Origin of the sequence: Haloferax sp. Q22, assembly GCF_001482285.1 — an archaeon.
Taxonomy (GTDB): domain Archaea; phylum Halobacteriota; class Halobacteria; order Halobacteriales; family Haloferacaceae; genus Haloferax.
In genome coordinates, this window is sequence record NZ_LOEP01000016.1 from 293,637 (window position 1) to 312,969 (window position 19,333).

The window sequence follows — 19,333 nt, forward strand, 5'->3', positions numbered from 1 at the left end:
AATTTGTTAGATACGGGTCAATACTGACACGTTTTTCGAAAAATGGTGAGTTCGGAGCGCCGTCGAACCGTCGCGCAGTGGCCCGCCGGTCGGCGTCGGCGGCTGGTGGGCCTATTCGCGGTCGTACTCTTTCTTGAAGCCGCGGAACTCGGTCCGGTGGGCCTCCTCGTCGGCGAGGATGGTCACCGCGAGGTCCTCGGTGACGGGGTCGTTGGCCTCCTCCGCCGCGTCGATGAGCGCGCGGTAGGTCTCGATGGCGTCCTCCTCGGCCGTGAGGACGCCGTTGATGACGGCGAGCACGTCCGTGCTGTCCTCCGGGGGCTGGAGGTCGTGCTGGCGCGCCTCGAAGGACGCCGAGCCCGGCGGCTTCTCGTCGAGTTGCTTCAGCCGGTTCCCCAGCTGCTCGGCGTGGGTGAGTTCCTCCTGAATGTCGGTCTGGAGGGACCCTTTTATCTCCTCCGCCCGGACGCCGTCGAGGACGATGGAGTTCGTCATGTAGTTCATCACGGTCTCGATCTCGTCCTGATAGGCGCGCTTCAACAGCGCGGTTACGTCCTCAGACATAGCGACTTCGTATTGACGCTCTGGTAACAAATAGCTGTTCGCCGCGACGACCCCGTCGGTGGTCGAGGCGTCGGTGTCGGCGAAAATCAGCGTGCAAGACGGTCGACAGCGCGAGGGAGTTCAGTCTTCGAGCGCGACGAGTTCGACGACGTAGCCGTCGGGGTCCTTCACGAACGCCGCGCGGGCGTTCGCTGGGTCGATGTCCACCGGCGGCTTGACGACCTCGGGCGACTGCGCCTCGACGATGTCCTCGAAGGCGCGGTCGGCGTCGGCGACCTCGATGGCGACGTGGTCGATGCCCGCGGGTTCGACGCGTGCTGTCGAGGTCGGGTCGTACTTGAACTGCAGTTCCATGTCGGTGTCGTCGCTGCCGACGTAGACGTTCCGGACGCCGTCGAGTTCGAACTCGTTGGTCTGTTCGAGGCCGAGATCGGCGTAGAAGTCGAGCGTGGCGTCGATGTCGGAGACGACGAGGGCGGTGTGGATGAGACCCATGGCGGACGCGACGCGGCGGGGAGAGATAACGTCTGGTCTTCGTGTCAGGCCTGCCGCGAGGCGTCCACGTCGATCGCGTCGACGGGGCAGATGTCGACACAGAGCATGCAGTCGATACACTGGTCTTCGTTGGTCGGTTCGACCTTCTGCTCGCTCACCGGGTGGTCGGGGGTATCCACCCACGTGAACACGTCCACGGGACAGTTTTCGAGGCACGCGCCGTCCGCGAGACAGATGTCGTAGTCGACGGCGACGTGAGTGCCGTGGATGCCGAGTTTCTCCGGCGGTTCGACGGGGCCCCAGACGGCGACGCCGTTTTCCTCGCCCGCTCGCTCACGGTTCTGGTCGAAGTTCGAGTCGATAGCCATTGCCGGGCGTTGGCCGTACCGCGTACTAAAACGTCCGCATCGCCGACGCGAAAAATCGGGGACGGAGTCGAGGTCGAGGGTCGTTTTGGAGTCGGGCCGAGATCGGAATCGAAGTCGGTACCCGACCGACGCCGGGGCGCGTCAGCGACGAACCGCGAGGAAAGCGGCCGCGAGGAGCGCCACCACGGCGAGCACGGCGCCGAATCCGGGGATACCGGTGTCGCTGGTGCCGGTCGCGGTGGTCGCGTCGGTCGTCGCCGACGCGTTCGTCGTCGTCTCGTTCGTTTCGTCCGCCGTCGTGGTCGTCTCGGTGTCGGTCGACTCGGTCGTCTCAGTCGTCTCTGCCGGTTCGGTCGTCGTCTCCGCCGCCTGGAGCGAGAGCGTCGCCGTGTCGGTCGAGTTGTTCGCCGGGCCGAGCGCGAGCGAGTAGTCGCCCGCGTTGAGCGTCGCCGGGAGCGTCTCGGTCGTCTGCGTCGCGTTCACCGAGTCGTTGCCGGCGGCGGTGAGGTACGACGAGGCGTTGGTCTGTCCCGCCGTCGAGGTGTTCAGTTCGAGGGTGACGTTGCCGTCGCGGTCCTCGTCGACCACCGTCGCGTTGACGGCGAAGTTCACGTCCTCGCCGCCGATGCGGAGCGGGACGGTGTTGTTCTCGCCGGCGAGCGCCGCGGACGTGTTGTTCGCGTCCGCCGCGCCGGAGAGCGTGATGGAGACCACCTCGCCCTGTTCAGCCGTGTACGCGTCGTCTGTGAACTCGTAGTGGCCCGAGGCGGCGGCCGCGGGCATCACCGCCGCCGCAAGGACAGCGGCGACGAGGAGGGTCGTCGTCAGTAGCGCGGATCGATTGGAGGGTCGCATCGACCACCTCTTTTCAGAGGTCAGATAAGTTATTTTCCATATCGTAATGTCAAACTAGAATTGCTACTGCGCGAGACGGGAGGACAGTGAGGTTCGAGCGCGGCCGCTCGGGGCATCGGTGGAATCGAAAGGAAATCAGCGGGTAGCGTCGGGTCGGGGAGCTATACCCGCGCAGCCTCGATGTGTTCGAGGACGCGCGAGATGTGGTGGTCGTCCCGGACGGGCGCCTGTTTCCGATAGGTACGGAGGGCGTCTACGAGATAGTCGAGTTCGGCGCTGTCGAAATCTTCGTCGCCGGCCTCGACCCGCGCGAGCAGGCTGGGGGCCGGTGTCGGCTCTTCGTCTGCATCGACCGCCCGCTCGATGGCGTCGAGCAAGGCGGCGTGAACGACCCACGTCTCTTCACGTGAGAGGTCGAGCGCCGTCGGACGGTCCTGGGCCGATGTGGTCATTGTGGGGCCTCTATCGTATCCTATGGGCGGGGAGGTATAAATGTATGTGTACTGTTGTCATACGTCACGCACGACCGCGAAAGCCACGGGGGCATCCGCTCCCCAGTCCTAGTGGAATGCTTCGATTCCCGTCAGGTCCGCGCCGAGGACGAGGGTGTGGATGTCGTCGGTCCCTTCGTATGTGTAGACGGTCTCGATGTTCTCCATGTGGCGCATCGGCGAGTAGTCGGTCGTGATGCCGTTGCCGCCGAGCATCTCGCGGGCGGTTCGGGTCACCTCGCGGGCGACGCGGACGTTATGGCGCTTCGCCATCGACACCTGCTGGTGTCGCAGGTCGCCGCGCTCTTTGAGGTCGGCGAGGCGGTGGGCCATCAACTGCGCGTTCGTGATTTGGGTCGCCATCTCCGCGAGTTTGCCCTGCTGGAGTTGGAAGCGCGCGATGGGGCCGCCGAACTGGTCACGGTCTTTCGCGTACTGCCGGGCGTCCTCGAAGGCGTCTCGGGCCGCGCCGACGACGCCCCACGCGATGCCGAACCGCGCCTGCGTGAGACACGACAGCGGCCCCTTCATCCCCTCGACACCGGGAAGTACGCCCTCCTCGGGAACCCGCACGTCGTCGAGGCCGATTTCGCCCGTGACCGACGCGCGCATCGAGAGTTTCCCCTCGATTTTGTTCGTCGTCACGCCGTCGCGGTCGGTCTCGACGAGGAAGCCGCGGACGGGTGACCCCTCGGCCGACACGTCGCGCGCCCAGACGACCGCCACGTCCGCGATGGGCGAGTTCGTAATCCACGTCTTCGAGCCGTTGAGGACGTAGCCGTCGGCGTCGCGCTCGGCGCGGGTCTCCATCCCCGACGGGTCGGAGCCGTGTTGCGGTTCGGTCAGGCCGAAACAGCCGACCGCCTCGCCCGACCCGAGTTTCGGGAGCCACCGCTCTTTCTGCTCGTCGGAGCCGTAGGCGTGGATGGGGTAGATGACGAGCGACCCCTGCACGCTCGCCATCGACCGGAGGCCGGAGTCGCCGGCTTCGAGTTCCTGCATCAGGAGGCCGTAGGCGCGCTCGCCGAGGCCGGGGAGGCCGTAGCCGTCGAGGTTGGGGGCGTAGAAGCCGAGGTCGCCCATCTGCGGAATGAGTTCGGTCGGGAACGTCCCGGCCTCGTAGTGCTCGCCGATGTCGGGTTTGACCTGCTCGTCGACGAAGCGGCGGGCCTCGTCGCGGACGAGTTTCTCTTCGCCGGTCAGGTCGCCCTCCAATTCCAGATAATCGAGCATGATAGACTCTGCGCCCGGCGCGGTGAAAAGCGATTCGCTCGGGCGAGATTCGCGGGGGACGGACGACCGAAAAGTCGGGGACGAAAGCCGGACGGGCACGACTCGGCAGCGACTCGGGTACGGCTCGGGTACGACGCAAAAAACGGCTCGCGACTGTCAGAACGCTCAGGCCGCCGATTCGACCGAACCCGCGTTCGCCCGGTTCACGTAGGTGACGAAGTTGTCGAACAGGCGCTTGGCCTCACAGGCGGCGGCGTAGTTCTCCGGCGTGATGCCGTCGATGACCGACCGGAGCCGCTCGTCGGGGAGGAAGTCCTTCTGCCTCGCGATAGCCTCGGCGGTATCGGTGTCGTACTCGGGGTGGAACTGGACGCCGAAGGCGTGGCTCCGGCGGAACGCGTGGACGCCGAACTCGTTTTGGGCGAGGAGTTCCGCGCCCGGCGGGAGTTCGGTCACTCGGTCGCCGTGGGAGGTGAAGACGGTGAAGCGCTCGTCGATACCGGTGAGGATGTCGTCCTCGGTGTCGGGGTGAGTCCGCTCGACTTCGTTGTAGCCGAGTTCGAACTCGCCCATATCCTCGACGGTACCGCCGAGGGCCGCCGCGACGACCTGGTGGCCGAAACAGACGCCCAAGAGGGGGAGCCCGCGCTCGTCGGCGTCGGCGACCCACGACACGAGGTTCCGAATCCACGCCTCGTCCCAGTAGACCGACGACGACGAGCCAGTGATGACGACGCCGTCGTAGTCGAAGTGGTCGGGGAGGCGGCCGTCGGTCACGTCGAACTCGACGAGATCGGCGTCGAGTTCGCGCCTGAAGTTTCGGAACGTGCTCGAATCGCCGTGAGAGGCGTCCAAGAACGCGAGTCGCGGGCGGGTCATCGTGGAGAGACAGTCGGTGCGGCTCTAAAGAAGTTGCGCCCGGAACGCTCTCTGCCGGCACCTCGGACGGGGCGCGTCGGCGACGAAGCCGGAGCGAACGCGCCGGAGCGCCGCTCAGTCGTCGTCGAGCGATTCGAGAAAGGAGACGAGCGCGTCGTTGACGAGGCGCGACCGCTCGACGGTGACGAGGTGGCGCGCGCCCGCGAACGACTCGAACTCGCCGCGCGGGAGTCCCTCGGCCAGCGCGCGACCGCCTTCGACCGGCCAGACCGGGTCGTCGCCGCCGTGAAGTACGAGCGTCGGAACCGTCACCTCGTAGAGCGGACCGGCGTCGTAGTCGACGACGGCTGCGGCCTGTGCGGCCCACGCCTCGGGGTTAGCGTCTTCCCGTTCGCGCCACGAGACGAGTTGCTCGACCACGTCCGGCTGTTCCGCGCGGAACTCCTCAGAGAGCGCCGGCGCGAGCGACTCGCGGAGCGCGGCCAGGTCGTCGGGCGCGGCGGAGAGCGGTTCGGGGTCGATTTCCGCTCCCGAGGCGGCGGTGCCGACGAGGACGAGGCTCCGAACGCGGTTCGTCGTCCGCGCGGCCTCCAGCGCGACCATCCCGCCGAGGCCGAAGCCGACGAGGTGAGCCTTCCGGACGTTCGCGTCCGCGAGGACGGCCACGAGGTCGGCGACGAGCGTCTCGACCGAGTACGGCCCCGCGGGCGCGGCGGAGCGGCCGGCTCCGCGGAGGTCGGTCACGAGACTTTCGTAGGGGCCGGCGACGGCGGCGTGCTGCCAGCCCCACTGCCACGCGCCGTAGCCCGCGTCGCCGACGAAGGCAACCGTCTCGCCGTCGCCCTCGCTGTCGTAGTACAGTTCGACCCCGTCCGCGACTGCCGTGGGCATACCGTGGGCTCGGCGGGCGAGCGACTTAGGGCGTCCGTCTCGCGGACGCCGAGAAAGCGAGACCGAAACCGAAACTGAAACTGAAAGCGAACTCGGGTCGGGCGCGCGACCGACTCAGGCGTTCAGAACCGCGCGGAGCACGTCGGGAGCCTCGTCGAGCGCGTCGTCGAGCGCGTCCACGTCGGGGCCGCCGCCCTGCGCGAAGTCCGCGGGGCCGCCGCCGCCGCCGCCGACCTTCCCGGCGAGTTGGCCGACGACCTGCCCGGCGTTGACGCCGACGCCGTCGGGAACGCCGACGACGAACTGGGCGCTCCCGCCCGCGGCGGAGCCGAGGACGGCGACTTTGCCCTCCTCGACCAGCGCGTTCGCGGTCGCACGGAGTTCGTCCGCGTCGCCGTCGAGGCGCTGGACGACGGCGGGCGTGCCGTCGATGTCGATTTCGTCGGCTCCCGCCGCGGCGCGCGCCTCGGCGAGTTCCGTCTTCAGGCGGTCGATGGTCTTGCCGCGTTCCTTCCACTCGGTGAAGAAGCGCTCTGCCGTCTCGGGCACGTCCGCAGGGTTCACGTCGAGCACGTCGGCCGCGCCGTACAGCGCGTCCTCGGTGCGCTGGGTAGCCTCGATGGCCGCGTCGCCCGCCGCGAAGACGACGCGCTCGACGCCGTCCTGAACAGGCTCCGTGGTCAGCACCTTGATGACCCCGATGTCGCCGGTGCGCTTGACGTGGGTGCCGCCGCAGGCCTGCACGTCGGTGCCGACGTGGATGAGGCGAATCTGCTCGCCCGGCGGGATACCGCCCTGATAGAGGTCGAAGCCGTGTTTCTTCTCGGCGTCGCGGCGGTCCGGCCACTCCTGTTTGACCGGGATGTTCCGCATCACGAGTTCGTTGGCGACGCGCTCGATCTGCTTGACCTCCTCGCGGGTGATGCGCTCGTAGTGGGTCACGTCGAGCCGCGAGCGGTCGACGCCCTTCGATGCGCCGGCCTGCCGGATGTGGTCGCCGAGGACCGTCCGGATGGCGTGGCCGATGACGTGGGTCGCCGTGTGGTGGCGCATGAGCCGGCGGCGGCGCTCGGCGTCGAGTTGGCCGCGGACGAACTCGCCCTTACCGGGGTCGTCGTCGGTGCGGTGGAGCACCACGTCGCCCGCTATCTGTACGTCGGTCACTTCGACCGTCGTGTCGTCGGTGGCGAGCGAGCCGTGGTCGGCGGGCTGGCCGCCGCCCTCGGGGTAGAACATCGTCTGGTCGAGGACCACGTCGTAGCCCTCCTCGCGCTCGAACACGTCGAGAACGACGGCCTCGAACTCGGTGCGCTCCTGGTCGTCGTAGTAGAGCTTGTCCGTCGCCGGTAGGTCGCCGAGGCGGTCGTCGCGCTCCGCGGCCTCGTCCTCGCCGTCGACCTGCTCGTGGCGGTCGGCGACGAGCGAGTAGAAGTCGTCGGGGATGTCGACGGTCGCGCCGCGCTCCTCGGCGATTTCCTGCACCATGTCGGGCTGGATGCCGTGGGAGTCGTACAGCTCGATAAGCTCGTCGAGCGGGATGGGCTCGTCCTTGTCGGCGTACTCGTCGGCGAGCTGCTGGACCTTGCGGGAGCCGCGTTCGAGCGTCTTTCTGTACTTGCGCTCCTCGCTGCGGACGATGTCGCGGATGGTGTCGCGGTTCTGGTAGTCGAGGCGCTCGGCCTGCATGTCCACGAGTTCGTCGAGCGGGGCGTCCACGCCGAGGTTGTCCACGAGGCGCTTGGTGCGCCGGAGGACCATGCGGGCGAGGTAGCCCGTCCCGACGTTCGAGGGAACGATGCCGTCGCCGAACATGTACGCGAGGGTGCGGCAGTGGTCCGCGATGGCGTAGATGTCTTCGAGCGGGCGGAGCAGCGCGGTGAGTTCGGACTCGTCGACGCCGAGTTCGCCCGCGACTTCGGCGCGCGCGGTGGCGAGGTCGTCGATTTCGTCGATGTCGAGGTGGCCAGAGAGCTTCGCCGCGCGGTGGATGAGTTCCTCCTCCTCGTCGGTGTGTTCGATGCCGACGTTGTCCTTCAGGAACTCTATCATGTCGGGGTAGACGGCCTCGTACACCGTCGGCGTCCCCTGCGACACCCACGTCCACCGTTCGAGTCCGTAGCCGGTGTCGACGATGTAGGTGTCCATCGGCGAGTAGGTGTTGCCGTCCTTGAGTTCGTACTCGCCCTCCGGGTCCTGCTTCATCGACATGAAGACGAGAGTGGCGAGTTCCGCGCCGCGGTAGAGGACTTCGAAAGCCGGACCGGCGTTGCCGCCGCCGACCCACGGGTCCTCGATGTAGGTGATTTCGGAGATGTCCGCGCCGAGCGACTCGAAGAACTCGTCGCAGAGACGGACCGTCTCGTCCTTCCAGTAGACCTCGCCCTCGTAGGCGTACTTGTCGCCGGCCTCCTCGCGGGCGTTGAACGCGTGGTGGGCCATCATCTCGAACGCCATCGTGTGGCGGCCGGTCTTGCCCACGTTGTCGATGTCCTGCATCCGGATGCAGGGCTGGGAGACGGTCAGCGGGTTAGCCGGTGGCGGCGTCTCGCCGGACGTGACGAGCGGCTGGAAGTCGTAGATAGATGCCTGCGTCAAGAGCACGTCGTCGCGCCAGCGGTTCGCGGCGACCGGGTAGGGGTCGATGCGCTCGTGGTCGTGTTCCTCGAAGAAAGAGAGGAACTTCTCGCGCATCTCTTCGAGGGTGTACTCCTCGTCGAAGCCGGGGTTGTCGATGAAGGTGTAGTCGTCGGCGGGCGGTTCACCGCACGTCTCGCGGTCGGGGTCTCGTGTCCAGAAGTGGACGCCCGTCACGGGGCATTGCTTCCGGTAGAAGCCCTCCTCCTCGAAGTAGTCGAGGCGGTACTCCGCTTCGAGTTCGCTCATTGCCAAACTCTGGTCTACCGTCGGGTAAAACAGTTCCGGGAAATGGGCGCAGACGCCCGATTCCCCTCAATTTCGCCCGCACGGGCCGTGTCGTTCTTTTCCCTCCCGAGCCAACGAGGAGTATGGAACTCGCCTCGCTCCGGCGGCGGCCGGCGGTCGAACTGCTCGCGTGGGTCGTCCTCGCGCAACTCGCGGGCGCGCTCGGAAGCGTCTTCACCGTGACCGCAATCGGGTCGTGGTACGCGACGCTCACCCGCCCGTGGTTCGCCCCGCCGAACTGGGTGTTCGGTCCAGTCTGGGTGACGCTGTTCGCCCTGATGAGCGTCGCCGCGTGGCTCGTCTCCCGGCGCGACCACCCCCGCCGCGAACGGGCGCTGGCCGTCTTCGTCGGCCACCTCGTCGTCAACGTCGCGTGGTCCGCGGCGTTCTTCGGACTGCAGTCGCCCGCGCTCGGCCTCGCGGTCATCGCGGTCCTCCTCCTCGCGATTCTGGCGACGATGCGCGAGTTCGCCGCCGTGGACCGACGCGCCGCCGCGCTCTTGGCCCCCTACCTCCTGTGGACGTGTTTCGCCACCGTACTCAACTACGGCTTCTGGTCGTTAAACTGAGTAATTCGGCACGTCGTCCCGGCCACGACCCCGACGCGAACGACGCACGGGTCGTTCTTGGTCATTGGAAACATGCCGCAACGATTATAGTTCTCGTTATCGTTCGATAGGAGGACTGCCGTGCACGCGACGGAACCAACGGTTTTCGTGGACGACGACTTCGACGATATCGACCTCGGCGACGGGATCACGGTGGCGTCAACGAGTGACGAGAGCGACCCGTTCGACGCCGCCTGCGTCGTGGTCACGGACCCCGACGCGACGGTTCCCGACGGCGTGCCGACGATTCTGTACACCGACGCCCCTCCAGCCACTGTCGAGCGACCCGAGCGGTTCGACGCCTACGTCGACCGCGGCGACCGCTCCGGGCTCGAATCGCAGGTTCGATGGGTGCTCGCATCAACCACCGACAGAGACGCCGAAGCGGTGGCAACGGCCCGAAACGACGCCGAGTGGGACCGGCTCAAGCGGCTCTACGAGGGGACGACGGACCTCATCGCGGCCGAAACGGTCGAGGAGCTCTACGAGCGCGCCATCGGCCTCACGGAGCACATCCTCGAGTTCGACAACACCTCGTTTTTCGTCCACGACGGAGACAGCTTCTACGTCACCGCCAACAACGACGACATGGCCGGAACGGGACCGATTCCCTCGGACACGGGGCTGCTCGGGGAGACGCACCGGACCAAACGCTCGTTTCTCGTGGACGACGTGCGCGACCACCCCGCGGCCGACCCCGACGACCCCGCGTACCGCTCGGCGGTGAGCGTCGCGCTGGGCGACGACGGTGTGTTTCAGGCCATCTCCAACGAGGTCGGCGCGTACGACGAGACCGACCTCACGCTGGCCGAACTCCTCGTGTCGTACGTCTCCGAGACGCGGAGCCGCATCGAGTCCGAGGCCGCGCTTCGACAGAGCCGCGAGCAGATAGAGCGCCTTCACCGGGGAGCCACCGAACTGGCCGCGGCGACGAGCCTCGACGAACTGTTCGAGCGGACCGTCGAAATCACGGACGACATCCTCGAGTTCGACATCAGCTACGTGGGCGTCGTCGAGGACGGCTACATCGTTCCGGCGGCTATCTCGTCGGACGCGCCGGCCGACGGGGCGGAGCGCGTCCCCCTCGACGACGGGGGCATCGCGGCCGAGGTGTACCTGTCGGGGAGTACCGACATCACCGACGACGTGCGCGACCACCCCGAGGCGCGGCCGGTCAAGCGGATGTACCGCGCGGTCCTGAGCGTCCCCATCGGGGACCTCGGCGTCTTCCAAGCGACGACGTTCACGCCCGGCGCGTTCGACGAGCGAGACGCGGAACTGACGGAACTCCTCATGGCGCACGTCGCGGTCACGGCCGAGCGCATCCGCGCGGAATCGCGGCTCAGGGAGGAACGCGACCGGTCGACCGCGCTGTTCGAACACGTCTCCGACGCCGCCGTCGCCTACGACGTGGCGGGGGGCGCGCTCACGGTGCGCGACGTGAACCGGGCGTTCCAGTCGGCCTTCGGCTACGACGCCGACGACGTGGTCGGCAGCGACCTCCTCGGGCGAATCGTCCCGCCGGAACCCGACCCGGACCCAGTACCAGAACCGGGCGCGGACGAAACCATCCCCGAACTCCTCGTCGCCGCCGGCGAGAGCTACCGCGGGGAGGTCCGCCGCCGGACCGAAGCCGGCGTCCGCGAGTTCATCCTGAACGTCGTCCCGCTGTCGCCCGGCGAAGAGCGCGGGTCGGGCTACGCCATCTACACCGACATCACGGAGCGGAAGACCCGCGAAAGTGAGTTAAAGCGACAGAACGAGCGATTGGAGGAGTTCGCGAACATCGTGAGCCACGACCTCCGGAACCCGCTTTCGGTCGCCCGCGGGAACCTTGACCTCGCCCGCGAGACCGGCGATGAGTCGCGGTTCGACACGGCCAAGCGGGCGCTCGAACAGATGGAGGAACTCATCGACGACCTACTGTCGCTCGCCCGCCGCGGCCAACTGGTCGACGAGACGGAGCGCGTGGACCTCGGGGCGGTCGCCCGACAGGCGTGGGCGACGACCGACACCGCCGACGCCGAGTTAGTCACCTGCCAGTCGGTCGTCGTTGACGCCGACGAGGACCGCCTCGCCGAACTGCTCGCCAACCTGTTTCGGAACGCGGTCGAACACGCCGGCCCCGACGTTCGCGTCGAGGTCGGTGGCGTCGACGGCGGCTTCTACGTCGAAGACGACGGCCCCGGCATCGACCCCGAGCGCCGCGACGAGGTGTTCGAACCCGGCGAGACGACCGGCGACGACGGCATCGGCTACGGGCTCGCAATCGTCGAATCCATCGCCGAGGCCCACGGCTGGTCGGCTATCGTGACTTCGGGGACGGCGGGCGGCGCGCGCTTCGAGTTCCGGGCGTGAGGCGAAAACGAGGAGAGACCGGAGAGCGCCGCGGCCGGCGCGGCCGAGTGCTTCAGTTCAGTTCTGCGAGAGCGCGAGCGACGCGAGGAGCGCTTCGAGTTGGACCTGCTCGTTCGCGCCCTCGGAGATTCGGTAGTCGGCCTCGCCGATGCGCTCCATGAGGCGGACGGCCTCGCGCTCGTCGAGGTCGAACTCCCAGACGGAGCGGTGAAGCTGGTCGATGATGTCGCCGCCGGCCATCCCGGTGTCGACGATGAGCGTCTCTAACTGCTTTCGCGCGGTCGTGAACTCGCCGTCGATGGCGGCTCGGACCATCTCTTCGATATCCTCCGGGCGGGCCGTCGAGGTGATCATGTAGACGGCCTCCTCGTCGACGACCTCGCCGGTCGTCGCGGCGGCCTGCAGGGAGTTGATGGCGCGGCGCATGTCGCCGCCGGCGGCGTAGACGAGCGCGTCGAGGCCGTCCTCGGTGAGCTCGATGTCCTCGGCCGCGGCGATGTCGCGGACCTGCTCCGCGACGGCGTCGTCACCGAGCGGGGAGAAGCGGAACACCGCACAGCGCGACTGGATGGGGTCGATAATCTTCGAGGAGTAGTTACACGAGAGGATGAAGCGCGTGTTGTCGGAGAACTGCTCCATCGTCCGGCGGAGCGCCGATTGCGCGTCGTTCGTCAGCGAGTCGGCCTCGTCGAGGAAGATGACGCGGTAGTCGTGGCCGCCGAACGACGAGCGCGCGAAGTTCTTGATGCGGTCGCGGACCACGTCGATGCCGCGCTCGTCGGAGGCGTTGAGTTCGAGGAAGTTGCCGCGCCAGTCGTCGCCGTAGATGGCGCGGGCGATGGCGGTCGCGGAGGTGGTCTTGCCGACGCCCGCCGGTCCCGCGAACAGGAGGTGCGGCAGGTCGTCGCGCTCGATGTAGCTCCGCAGGCGCTCGACGATGTCGTCCTGCCCGTAGACGTCGTCGAAGGTCTGCGGTCGGTACTTCTCGATCCAGATTTCACGACCCGCCGGGGCGTCGCCCGACTCCGCGGCCTCGCTCATATCCGTTCTACCGACCGCCCCGCACATAAACCGTGCGAGACGGAGAGCCGGCGTGACACCGATCCGTCGGCGGGGCGAAGCCGGGTCGCGGGGCCGTCGGGGCGGCCGAAGCCGACGGACTGAAACCCGCGCCCGCCCCACGAGCCACCATGAACGTGACCGTCGAGGTCGTCGGCGAGGAGACCAGCGAGGTCGCCGTCGGCGACGACGGGACCTACGCGGACCTCGTGCGGGCGGTGGACCTCAGCCCCCACGAGGTGACCGTCCTCGTCGACGGTCGCCCCGTCCCCGAAGACCAGCCCGTCAAAGTCGACCGCGTGAAGGTGCTCCGCCTCATCAAGGGCGGGTAGTCGGCGACATGGACGACACCGAGAGAGACCTCGAAACCACCACCCTCGAACGCGACGACGGAGTCCGCGTCCGCGAGGGCGACCCCGACGAACTGGTAGGCGTGATGCGCGTCCTCGACGCCGGACTGCTCGAAGCCGACGCGGATGAGGTCCGCGACCGACTGGCCGCCGGCGACTGCCTCGTCGCCGAGGCGTCCGGCCGGGTGGTCGGCGCGCTGGTGCTCGACGGCGACTACATCGACGCCGTGGCCGCCTCCCCGAGTCGCCGCGGGCGAGGCGTCGGAACCGCGCTCGTCCGGGCGGCGCTCGACCGCCGGGGGCGACTCGCCGCCGACTTCGACGGCGGCGTCCGACCGTTCTACGAGTCGCTCGGATTCGACATCGAGGTGCGGGGTGGGGATGGGGAGGAGGATGGGGATAGAGATGAGGACGAGGGAGCGGTCGCAGACACCGGCGCGGGCGACGACCGATTTCGTGGCGTCCTGCGGGACGAGTAGCGGCCTCCCGTAGTTGTTGAATGTTACCAACCGACACAGATTTAGCCGCTGGTCGTCAAGCGCTAGGGAGTCAAGCCCATGGCAAAGCGAGACCGGAGCGAGCGTATCCTGACCGACTGGGACCGCGTTTTTGACGCGCTCTCCGACCCGTCGCGCCGCTACGTGTTGGAGTATCTCCACGACCGGTCGGAGCCGGCGTCGGTCTGGGACCTCGCGGTCGCCCTCGCGGTGCGGACGACCGACCTCCCACCCGACGAGGTGGACGTGCAGGTCGTCCAGCAGGCCGAGGTCGGCATCGTCCACGTCCACCTGCCGAAGCTTCAGGCCGCGGACCTCGTCGAGGCCGCGGGAGACAGCGTCTCGTTGACCGAGCACGCGGAGACGCTCCCGCTTTTCACGCCGGCGTACCGCGGGGTCGTCAGACCGGTCGGCGACGAAGAAGAGACGCGAGAGCCCTGATATCGGCCCGCTCAGACGAGCGGTTCGACGAGTTCGCGGCCGGCTTCGAGGAGCGACGAAACCGCGTCTTCGCTCCCGGCTTCCGCGTAGACGCGCATCTTCGGCTCCGTCCCCGAGGGGCGGACGAGAAGCCACGAACCGTCTTCTAAGAGGAGTTTGAAGCCGTCGAGCGTGACGACCTTGGCGATGTCGCGGCCGGCGACCGTCTCGGGGAGCACGTCCTCTAGCTCGCCGATGACGCGCGCCTTCTCGGAGTCGGGGCAGGCGACGCTTATCTTGTCAGCGACGATTTCGCCGTGTTCGGCCTCGATGCGGTCGAGACGGGCGTCGAAGTCCTCCTCGGCGGTTGCAGCGGCCGCGAGCAGGCCCATGAGGACGCCGTCCTTCTCGCGGACGTGCCCGCGGACCGAGAAGCCACCGGACTCCTCGCCGCCCATGAGCGCGTCGTGTTCGCGCATGCCGTCTGCGACCCACTTGAATCCGACCGCGGTCTCGAACACCTCCTCACCGTGGGCCTCGGCGATGCGGTCGATGAGGAATGTGGTCGAGACGGTCCGGATGGCCGGTCCGGAGTCGGATTCGAGCAGGTAGTCGTAGACGGCGGCGAAAAAGAGGTTCTCGTCGAGGACGCCGCGGTCGGGCGTGGCGATACCGATGCGGTCGGCGTCGCCGTCGTTGGCGACACCGAGGTCCGCGTCATGTTCGGCCATCGCCTCGGCGAGGCCGCCGAGGTTCTCGGCCGAGGGTTCCGGCGAGATGCCGCCGAAGTCGGCGTCGCGCTCACAGCGCAGGCGAATGACCTCCGCGCCGGCGGCTTCGAGGAGCGCGTCGGTGACGCCGCGGCCGCTGCCGTGCATGGCGTCGTAGACGACCGTGAGGTCCGAGAGGTCGTCGCCGACGAGGTCCATGGCGTGGTCGGCGTGCGGCGAGACCACGTCGACGCGCTCGATGGTCCCGCGTTCGGACTCGGGCAGGAGGTCCGGTTCGGCGAGTCGCTCGGCGACCGCGTCGGTCACGTCGGGGAGCGCCGGCGCGCCGTCGGAGGGGATGAACTTCACGCCGTTGTACTCCGGCGGGTTGTGCGAGGCCGTGACCATGAGCGCCCCCGAGAGGCCGCGCTCGGCGATGGCGTAGGCGACGAGCGGGGTGGGGCAGTCCCGCTCGGGCAGGAGCACGTCGAAACCGTTGCCGGCGACGACCTCGGCGAGCGACTCCGCGAAGCCGGGCGAGGTCTCGCGGGCGTCGTAGCCGACGAGCACCGGGGCGGTGAAACCTTCGTCGGCGAGGTAGTCGGCGACGGCCTGTCCGACGATGCGGACGCGGTCGTCGGTGAAGGTGTCGAGCGTGGCGCGCCACCCGTCGGTCCCGAATGAGATTTCGTCCATACGCGCACCACTCCGCGGCGGGGCAAAAAACTACGTTACGAGCCGACGGGTGGGGGGCGCCCTCACGACTCGACGAGTCGCTGTTTCTCCCGGCGGCGGAGCTGTTTTATCTCGTACTCGCGCGACATCGCGGCCGATTTCGAGTCGAACTCCTCGACGTGGACGAGTTCGACCGGCGTCCGGCCGCGAGTGTACTTCGCGCCCTCGCCGGCGTCGTGTTCCGCGACGCGTCGCTCCACGTCGGTCGTGTACCCGGTATACAGCGAGCCGTCGCTACACTCGATGACGTAGACGAAGTGCACGAGAGAATGGTTCTGGGGCGCGGGTATGAACCCTACGCCCGACCTCGCGCACGAGGAGTTGGCTTCGCGTGGTGGTCTTTTGTCGCTTCAGTGGTCATGCGGTGCGGGCACGCTGTCGAGCGACCTCCGCGATACCCGCGTTCGCCGAGCAGTTGGGACAGGCGAGAACCTGACCGTCCTTGTCGGCGAACACGCGTGCGAAGCGCTCGGAGACGTGTGACCCGCAGTGGTCACAGACTGGCATTGTTGCGGTCCGGCAGCCACCAAGCCGGTGTGTGATACACAGTACCCCACTCATATGAGGGCATCGCGCGTGTGCGTACGCACGCGAAATCGCGCACGACCACGAGGTGCAGATAACGCCCGGTCAGGCGTCGTCGTCGCGGGCGTCGGCGACCGCGCGGGCGATGAGTCCGGCCTGCGCGCCGGCGATGTAGCCGGCGTCCACGTTCACCGCGGAGAGGACGGTACACGACTGAAGCATCCCGAGGACGGCCGCCTCGCCGTCGCCGCCGTGGCCGTACCCCGTCGAGACGGGCAGCCCGATGACCGGCGTGTCGATGAGTCCAGCGACGACGGTCGGGAGCGCCCCCTCGCGGCCGGCGGCGACGACGACCACGTCGGCCTCGCGGAGCGTGTCGAGGTTGTCGAGCACGCGACCGAGGTGGGCGACGCCAACGTCCTCGATTCGCTCGACGCTCACCCCCATCTCGCGGAGGACGGCGGCCGCCTCGCCAGCGGCCTCGGCGTCGGAGGTGCCGCCGGTGGCGATGGCGACAGTCGCGTCGAGGTCGGGGCGCTCGAAGTCCGGCGCGGCCGCGACGATGGTCTTCGCCCGGGCGTCGCGATCGATGTCGGCGTCCGGAAGGGCGTCGGCGACGGCCTCCGCGTGCGCGGTGTCGGCCCGAGTGACGAGCGCTCGACCGCTCGTTTCGACCGCCGCAACGGCCAGCGTCGCCGTCTCGTCGGGCGTCTTCCCCTCCGCGAGAATCGCTTCGGGAACGCCGCGCCGCGTCTCTCTGGCGGCGTCGAACCGGCCCGCGTCGGTCGTCGCGTACCCGGAGAGTCGTACCTCCGCCTCGGCGGGCGAGAGCGAACCGTCCGCGACCGCCTCCAAGATGTCGCGCATATGGCCGCACGTTGGGCCGAGGCGTACTCATACCCGTCGTTCCGCCCTCTCGGGGATAAAGCATATATAAGTGGAGATTGTTCCCGGTAAATCCGTCCTCATAGAAGCGCCATAACCCCCAAATCCGGCGGTATTAACGTCCAATATAGGAAAGTTTATTAAAGGAGAATTGGTAGGACATCCTGTATGGCAGACCTCATTGTCAAGGCAGCCGTCAAGGAAGCGCTCAAGGACAAGAACGTGGCCTCGGACTTCTACGACGCTCTCGACGAGGAAGTCAAGGAGCTTCTCGAAGACGCTGCTCGCCGCGCTGAGCAGAACGACCGTAAGACGGTCCAGCCCCGCGACCTGTAAACTCGGTCTTTAGACCTCTCGTTCTTTTATCGCCGGCCGGTGAGCGCCGGTTGTGTCCCGCGAAGTGAGTCGACTCGCCCCGTGAGCCGAGGCCGTCGAGGGCGTCCGTTCGAGCGCCGGACCACTCTGTCTGCCAGATTCGGTTCGAGCGCCGGACCAACCGAGTCAGAATTCGGCCACGTCGACGCCGTCGTCGGTGCCGACGTAGACCGCGTCCGCGAGGCCGACGAAGATACCGTGTTCGACCGCGCCGGGGAGCGATGTGAGGTCGGCCGCGAGCGATTCGGGGTTCGGAATCGCGCCGAACTCGCAGTCGAGGACGAGGTTCCCGTTGTCGGTGACGACGGGACCGTCCTTGCGCTCGGCGCGGCGGAGCGTCGCCTCGCCGCCGAGGTCAGCGACGCCCGCGGCGACGGTCGTCCGCGCCGACGGGAGCACCTCGATGGGGACGGGTTGCGAGAGCGTTTCTGCGGTCTTCGACGGGTCGGCGACGACGAGGAACCGTTCGGCGAAGGCGTCGACCACTTTCTCGCGGGCGTGGGCCGCGCCGCCGCCCTTGACGAGCGCGCCGTCGGTCGTCGCCACCTGGTCTGCCCCGTCGATGGCGAGGTCGATGGCGTCCACTTCGTCGAGGTCGGCGATGGGGATGTCGCACTCGCGGGCGAGTTCGCGGGACGCGAAGGAGGTCGGGACGCCCCGAACGTCGAGGCCGTCGGCGACGAGGTCGCCGATGGCGCGGATGGCGAAGGCGGTGGTGCTGCCGGTGCCGAGGCCGACGACGGTTCCGTCTTCGACCGCTTCGACCGCCGCCTCCGCGGCGCGGCGCTTCTGCGCGTCGGTTCCGCCGGTAGTCTTCATGGCTCAGCCGACTCGGCCGGCGAGTAAAAATGGTCCCGAAAGCGGCGGCGTCAGAGGCGGTCTAAGACCGCGTCCGCGTCGTAGGCGAGCGAGATGGCGCGGGTGCGGCCGCGTCCCTCGATTTCGGTGTATCGGGCCTCGATGACGCCCAGTTGGTCCAGTTTGTTCACGAGCTCGGAGTAGCGCGTGTAGCCGAGGCCGGTCTCCTCGTTGAACGCGTCGTACACCGCGCCGGCGCGCTCGCCGTCGTACTCGGCGACGACCCGGACGAGTTCGCGCTCGGGGTCCGAAAGCCCCTGCAAACACCGCGAGAGGTGGACGTACTTCGACTTGTCGTAGGCAGCCTCCACGTCCTCCATATCGACCGTTCGGGAGGCGCGCATCTCGGCGTGGAGCCCGGCGCGACGAAGCAGGTCGATGCCGACCCGGAGGTCGCCGCTGTCGGCGGTAAACTCCGCGACCTGGTCGAGTTCGGGCGCGCCGATAACGTCCTCGTGGAAGCCGCGCTTCGACCGCCCGCGGAGGATATCGACGATTTCGTCCACGTCGTAGCGGGGGAAAAACACCTCCTCGGGCCGGAAGACGCTCTGGACGCGCCCGTCGAGTTCGTCGATGACGTCGAGCGAGAGGTCCGACGAGATGATGATGACGCCGATGCGCGCGCCGGAGTGCGCCTCGTGGGCGCGCAACAGCGAGTAGAGCGTGTCGGAGGCCTCGTTCTCGTAGAACAGGTAGTTCACGTCGTCGAGCGCGACGACGAGCACCTCGTCGTCCTCGACGAGGCGGTCGGTTATCTGGCCGAACAGCTTCTTGAACGAGATGCCCGACGACGGGGGTTCGTACTCGAAGATATGCTCGAAGACGCGCGAGAACACCGCGTAGCGCGTCGAGTCGACCTGGCAGTTCACCCGGACGGTCCGGACGCCGGACTGCGTGCCCAACTCGCCGAACAGTTTCTGGACCGCGGTGGTCTTGCCCGTCCCCGGCGGACCACGCACCATCGTGTTCAGGGGGCGAGAGCCGCGGATCGCGGGCCGAAGCGCGTACTTCAGGCTCCGCAGTTGGCTCTCGCGGTGGTTGAACGTCTCCGGAACGTGGTCGATTTCGAAGACGTGTTCGTCGCGGAACACGGTCTCGTCCCACGACAGCATCCCCTCTTCGGGGTCCTCCCTCATCGAGTAGAGTACCACGCGCGGGGGACTTAATCGTTTACCGCGGCGGCGTCCGACGGGGGGCGGACGGGCGTCGTCATTTCTGTGTGCCCCGTGGACCGACAGCTCATCAGGACCCGAGC

Annotated in this window: 22 protein-coding genes; 6 read left to right on the forward strand and 16 right to left on the reverse strand. The window is 67.9% G+C overall.

Annotation, left to right across the window (positions count from 1 at the left end; all coding sequences use genetic code 11):
* Positions 1-111: 111 nt before the first annotated feature.
* The 9 genes from AM590_RS06950 to alaS all read right to left on the reverse strand — a co-directional run bounded on the left by AM590_RS06950 (position 112) and on the right by alaS (position 8,659).
* Positions 112-564, reverse strand: coding sequence for a ferritin-like domain-containing protein (locus tag AM590_RS06950; protein ID WP_058826825.1), 453 nt, complete (start codon positions 562-564; stop codon positions 112-114).
* Positions 565-684: 120 nt separating this feature from the next.
* A complete protein-coding gene (locus tag AM590_RS06955; RefSeq protein WP_058826826.1) occupies positions 685-1,059 on the reverse strand; it encodes a VOC family protein in 375 nt (124 codons plus the stop codon).
* A 44-nt stretch (positions 1,060-1,103) separates the two neighbouring features.
* Positions 1,104-1,427, reverse strand: coding sequence for a ferredoxin family protein (locus tag AM590_RS06960; RefSeq protein ID WP_058826827.1), 324 nt, complete (start codon positions 1,425-1,427; stop codon positions 1,104-1,106).
* Between the two features lie 141 nt (positions 1,428-1,568).
* Positions 1,569-2,282: a PGF-CTERM sorting domain-containing protein gene (locus tag AM590_RS06965; RefSeq protein ID WP_058826828.1), complete on the reverse strand. Its 714-nt coding sequence runs from the start codon at positions 2,280-2,282 to the stop codon at positions 1,569-1,571.
* 161 nt (positions 2,283-2,443) lie between these two features.
* Complete coding sequence (locus AM590_RS06970) at positions 2,444-2,734, reverse strand: hypothetical protein (RefSeq protein WP_058826829.1); 291 nt, start codon at positions 2,732-2,734, stop codon at positions 2,444-2,446.
* 108 nt (positions 2,735-2,842) lie between these two features.
* Complete coding sequence (locus AM590_RS06975) at positions 2,843-4,006, reverse strand: acyl-CoA dehydrogenase family protein (RefSeq protein ID WP_058826830.1); 1,164 nt, start codon at positions 4,004-4,006, stop codon at positions 2,843-2,845.
* Positions 4,007-4,171: 165 nt separating this feature from the next.
* Positions 4,172-4,885, reverse strand: a complete 714-nt coding sequence (locus AM590_RS06985; RefSeq protein WP_058826832.1) for a type 1 glutamine amidotransferase — start codon at positions 4,883-4,885, stop codon at positions 4,172-4,174.
* Positions 4,886-4,999: 114 nt separating this feature from the next.
* On the reverse strand, positions 5,000-5,776 hold the full coding sequence (locus tag AM590_RS06990) for an alpha/beta fold hydrolase (RefSeq protein ID WP_058826833.1): 777 nt from the start codon (positions 5,774-5,776) through the stop codon (positions 5,000-5,002).
* A gap of 114 nt (positions 5,777-5,890) precedes the next feature.
* On the reverse strand, positions 5,891-8,659 hold the full coding sequence (gene alaS / locus AM590_RS06995; protein WP_058826834.1) for an alanine--tRNA ligase: 2,769 nt from the start codon (positions 8,657-8,659) through the stop codon (positions 5,891-5,893).
* Between the two features lie 122 nt (positions 8,660-8,781).
* Here alaS and AM590_RS07000 point away from each other — a divergent pair, with 122 nt between their 5' ends.
* Both AM590_RS07000 and AM590_RS07005 read left to right on the forward strand, forming a co-directional pair.
* Complete coding sequence (locus tag AM590_RS07000; RefSeq protein ID WP_058826835.1) at positions 8,782-9,267, forward strand: TspO/MBR family protein; 486 nt, start codon at positions 8,782-8,784, stop codon at positions 9,265-9,267.
* 147 nt (positions 9,268-9,414) lie between these two features.
* Positions 9,415-11,664, forward strand: a complete 2,250-nt coding sequence (locus tag AM590_RS07005; RefSeq protein WP_172795770.1) for a GAF domain-containing protein — start codon at positions 9,415-9,417, stop codon at positions 11,662-11,664.
* Positions 11,665-11,721: 57 nt separating this feature from the next.
* Here the strand turns inward: AM590_RS07005 and AM590_RS07010 are convergent, their stop codons facing one another.
* Entirely contained in the window at positions 11,722-12,705 is a 984-nt protein-coding gene (locus AM590_RS07010) for a replication factor C small subunit (protein ID WP_058826837.1), read from the reverse strand.
* A gap of 149 nt (positions 12,706-12,854) precedes the next feature.
* On the opposite strand from AM590_RS07010, the gene samp2 reads away from it, so the two are divergent.
* The 3 genes from samp2 to AM590_RS07025 all read left to right on the forward strand — a co-directional run bounded on the left by samp2 (position 12,855) and on the right by AM590_RS07025 (position 14,011).
* Positions 12,855-13,055 carry a ubiquitin-like modifier protein SAMP2 gene (gene samp2 / locus AM590_RS07015; protein WP_058826838.1) on the forward strand — a complete coding sequence of 67 codons (201 nt, stop codon included), beginning with the start codon at positions 12,855-12,857 and terminating at the stop codon, positions 13,053-13,055.
* Positions 13,056-13,063: 8 nt separating this feature from the next.
* Positions 13,064-13,552, forward strand: a complete 489-nt coding sequence (locus AM590_RS07020) for a GNAT family N-acetyltransferase (protein WP_058826839.1) — start codon at positions 13,064-13,066, stop codon at positions 13,550-13,552.
* Between the two features lie 78 nt (positions 13,553-13,630).
* On the forward strand, positions 13,631-14,011 hold the full coding sequence (locus tag AM590_RS07025; RefSeq protein WP_058826840.1) for a helix-turn-helix transcriptional regulator: 381 nt from the start codon (positions 13,631-13,633) through the stop codon (positions 14,009-14,011).
* Positions 14,012-14,022: 11 nt separating this feature from the next.
* On the opposite strand, the gene AM590_RS07030 is transcribed toward AM590_RS07025, so the two are convergent.
* The 4 genes from AM590_RS07030 to larB all read right to left on the reverse strand — a co-directional run bounded on the left by AM590_RS07030 (position 14,023) and on the right by larB (position 16,827).
* Complete coding sequence (locus AM590_RS07030; protein WP_058826841.1) at positions 14,023-15,396, reverse strand: phosphoglucomutase/phosphomannomutase family protein; 1,374 nt, start codon at positions 15,394-15,396, stop codon at positions 14,023-14,025.
* A 62-nt stretch (positions 15,397-15,458) separates the two neighbouring features.
* The gene (locus AM590_RS07035; RefSeq protein ID WP_004973837.1) at positions 15,459-15,698 is read right to left on the reverse strand and encodes a GIY-YIG nuclease family protein; all 240 of its coding nucleotides are present in this window, start codon (positions 15,696-15,698) and stop codon (positions 15,459-15,461) included.
* A gap of 94 nt (positions 15,699-15,792) precedes the next feature.
* Entirely contained in the window at positions 15,793-15,942 is a 150-nt protein-coding gene (locus AM590_RS20995) for a hypothetical protein (RefSeq protein ID WP_187367346.1), read from the reverse strand.
* A gap of 123 nt (positions 15,943-16,065) precedes the next feature.
* The gene (gene larB, locus AM590_RS07040) at positions 16,066-16,827 is read right to left on the reverse strand and encodes a nickel pincer cofactor biosynthesis protein LarB (RefSeq protein WP_058826842.1); all 762 of its coding nucleotides are present in this window, start codon (positions 16,825-16,827) and stop codon (positions 16,066-16,068) included.
* Positions 16,828-17,013: 186 nt separating this feature from the next.
* Between larB and AM590_RS07045 the strand changes: the two genes are divergently transcribed.
* Positions 17,014-17,181 (forward strand): DUF1931 family protein, encoded by a 168-nt coding sequence (locus AM590_RS07045; RefSeq protein WP_004045310.1) that lies wholly within the window; start codon positions 17,014-17,016, stop codon positions 17,179-17,181.
* 165 nt (positions 17,182-17,346) lie between these two features.
* Here the strand turns inward: AM590_RS07045 and rpiA are convergent, their stop codons facing one another.
* Together rpiA and AM590_RS07055 are read right to left on the reverse strand one after the other, a co-directional pair.
* On the reverse strand, positions 17,347-18,039 hold the full coding sequence (gene rpiA, locus AM590_RS07050) for a ribose-5-phosphate isomerase RpiA (RefSeq protein WP_058826843.1): 693 nt from the start codon (positions 18,037-18,039) through the stop codon (positions 17,347-17,349).
* Between the two features lie 50 nt (positions 18,040-18,089).
* Positions 18,090-19,214 (reverse strand): ORC1-type DNA replication protein, encoded by a 1,125-nt coding sequence (locus AM590_RS07055; RefSeq protein ID WP_058826844.1) that lies wholly within the window; start codon positions 19,212-19,214, stop codon positions 18,090-18,092.
* Between the last annotated feature and the right edge of the window lie 119 nt (positions 19,215-19,333).

What these genes read in the sequence shown, in the direction of transcription:
- AM590_RS06985 (WP_058826832.1), bottom strand. Translation starts at nt 4,885, where the DNA reads ATGACCCGCCCGCGACTCGCGTTCTTGGACGCCTCTCACGGCGATTCG.
- AM590_RS07025 (WP_058826840.1), top strand. Translation starts at nt 13,631, where the DNA reads ATGGCAAAGCGAGACCGGAGCGAGCGTATCCTGACCGACTGGGACCGC.
- AM590_RS06950 (WP_058826825.1), bottom strand. Translation starts at nt 564, where the DNA reads ATGTCTGAGGACGTAACCGCGCTGTTGAAGCGCGCCTATCAGGACGAG.
- AM590_RS07010 (WP_058826837.1), bottom strand. Translation starts at nt 12,705, where the DNA reads ATGAGCGAGGCCGCGGAGTCGGGCGACGCCCCGGCGGGTCGTGAAATC.
- AM590_RS07055 (WP_058826844.1), bottom strand. Translation starts at nt 19,214, where the DNA reads ATGAGGGAGGACCCCGAAGAGGGGATGCTGTCGTGGGACGAGACCGTG.
- AM590_RS07030 (WP_058826841.1), bottom strand. Translation starts at nt 15,396, where the DNA reads ATGGACGAAATCTCATTCGGGACCGACGGGTGGCGCGCCACGCTCGAC.
- AM590_RS07045 (WP_004045310.1), top strand. Translation starts at nt 17,014, where the DNA reads ATGGCAGACCTCATTGTCAAGGCAGCCGTCAAGGAAGCGCTCAAGGAC.
- AM590_RS06955 (WP_058826826.1), bottom strand. Translation starts at nt 1,059, where the DNA reads ATGGGTCTCATCCACACCGCCCTCGTCGTCTCCGACATCGACGCCACG.
- AM590_RS06975 (WP_058826830.1), bottom strand. Translation starts at nt 4,006, where the DNA reads ATGCTCGATTATCTGGAATTGGAGGGCGACCTGACCGGCGAAGAGAAA.
- AM590_RS06970 (WP_058826829.1), bottom strand. Translation starts at nt 2,734, where the DNA reads ATGACCACATCGGCCCAGGACCGTCCGACGGCGCTCGACCTCTCACGT.
- rpiA (WP_058826843.1), bottom strand. Translation starts at nt 18,039, where the DNA reads ATGAAGACTACCGGCGGAACCGACGCGCAGAAGCGCCGCGCCGCGGAG.
- AM590_RS06960 (WP_058826827.1), bottom strand. Translation starts at nt 1,427, where the DNA reads ATGGCTATCGACTCGAACTTCGACCAGAACCGTGAGCGAGCGGGCGAG.
- AM590_RS20995 (WP_187367346.1), bottom strand. Translation starts at nt 15,942, where the DNA reads ATGCCAGTCTGTGACCACTGCGGGTCACACGTCTCCGAGCGCTTCGCA.
- AM590_RS07000 (WP_058826835.1), top strand. Translation starts at nt 8,782, where the DNA reads ATGGAACTCGCCTCGCTCCGGCGGCGGCCGGCGGTCGAACTGCTCGCG.
- larB (WP_058826842.1), bottom strand. Translation starts at nt 16,827, where the DNA reads ATGCGCGACATCTTGGAGGCGGTCGCGGACGGTTCGCTCTCGCCCGCC.
- AM590_RS06990 (WP_058826833.1), bottom strand. Translation starts at nt 5,776, where the DNA reads ATGCCCACGGCAGTCGCGGACGGGGTCGAACTGTACTACGACAGCGAG.
- samp2 (WP_058826838.1), top strand. Translation starts at nt 12,855, where the DNA reads ATGAACGTGACCGTCGAGGTCGTCGGCGAGGAGACCAGCGAGGTCGCC.
- AM590_RS07020 (WP_058826839.1), top strand. Translation starts at nt 13,064, where the DNA reads ATGGACGACACCGAGAGAGACCTCGAAACCACCACCCTCGAACGCGAC.
- alaS (WP_058826834.1), bottom strand. Translation starts at nt 8,659, where the DNA reads ATGAGCGAACTCGAAGCGGAGTACCGCCTCGACTACTTCGAGGAGGAG.
- AM590_RS06965 (WP_058826828.1), bottom strand. Translation starts at nt 2,282, where the DNA reads ATGCGACCCTCCAATCGATCCGCGCTACTGACGACGACCCTCCTCGTC.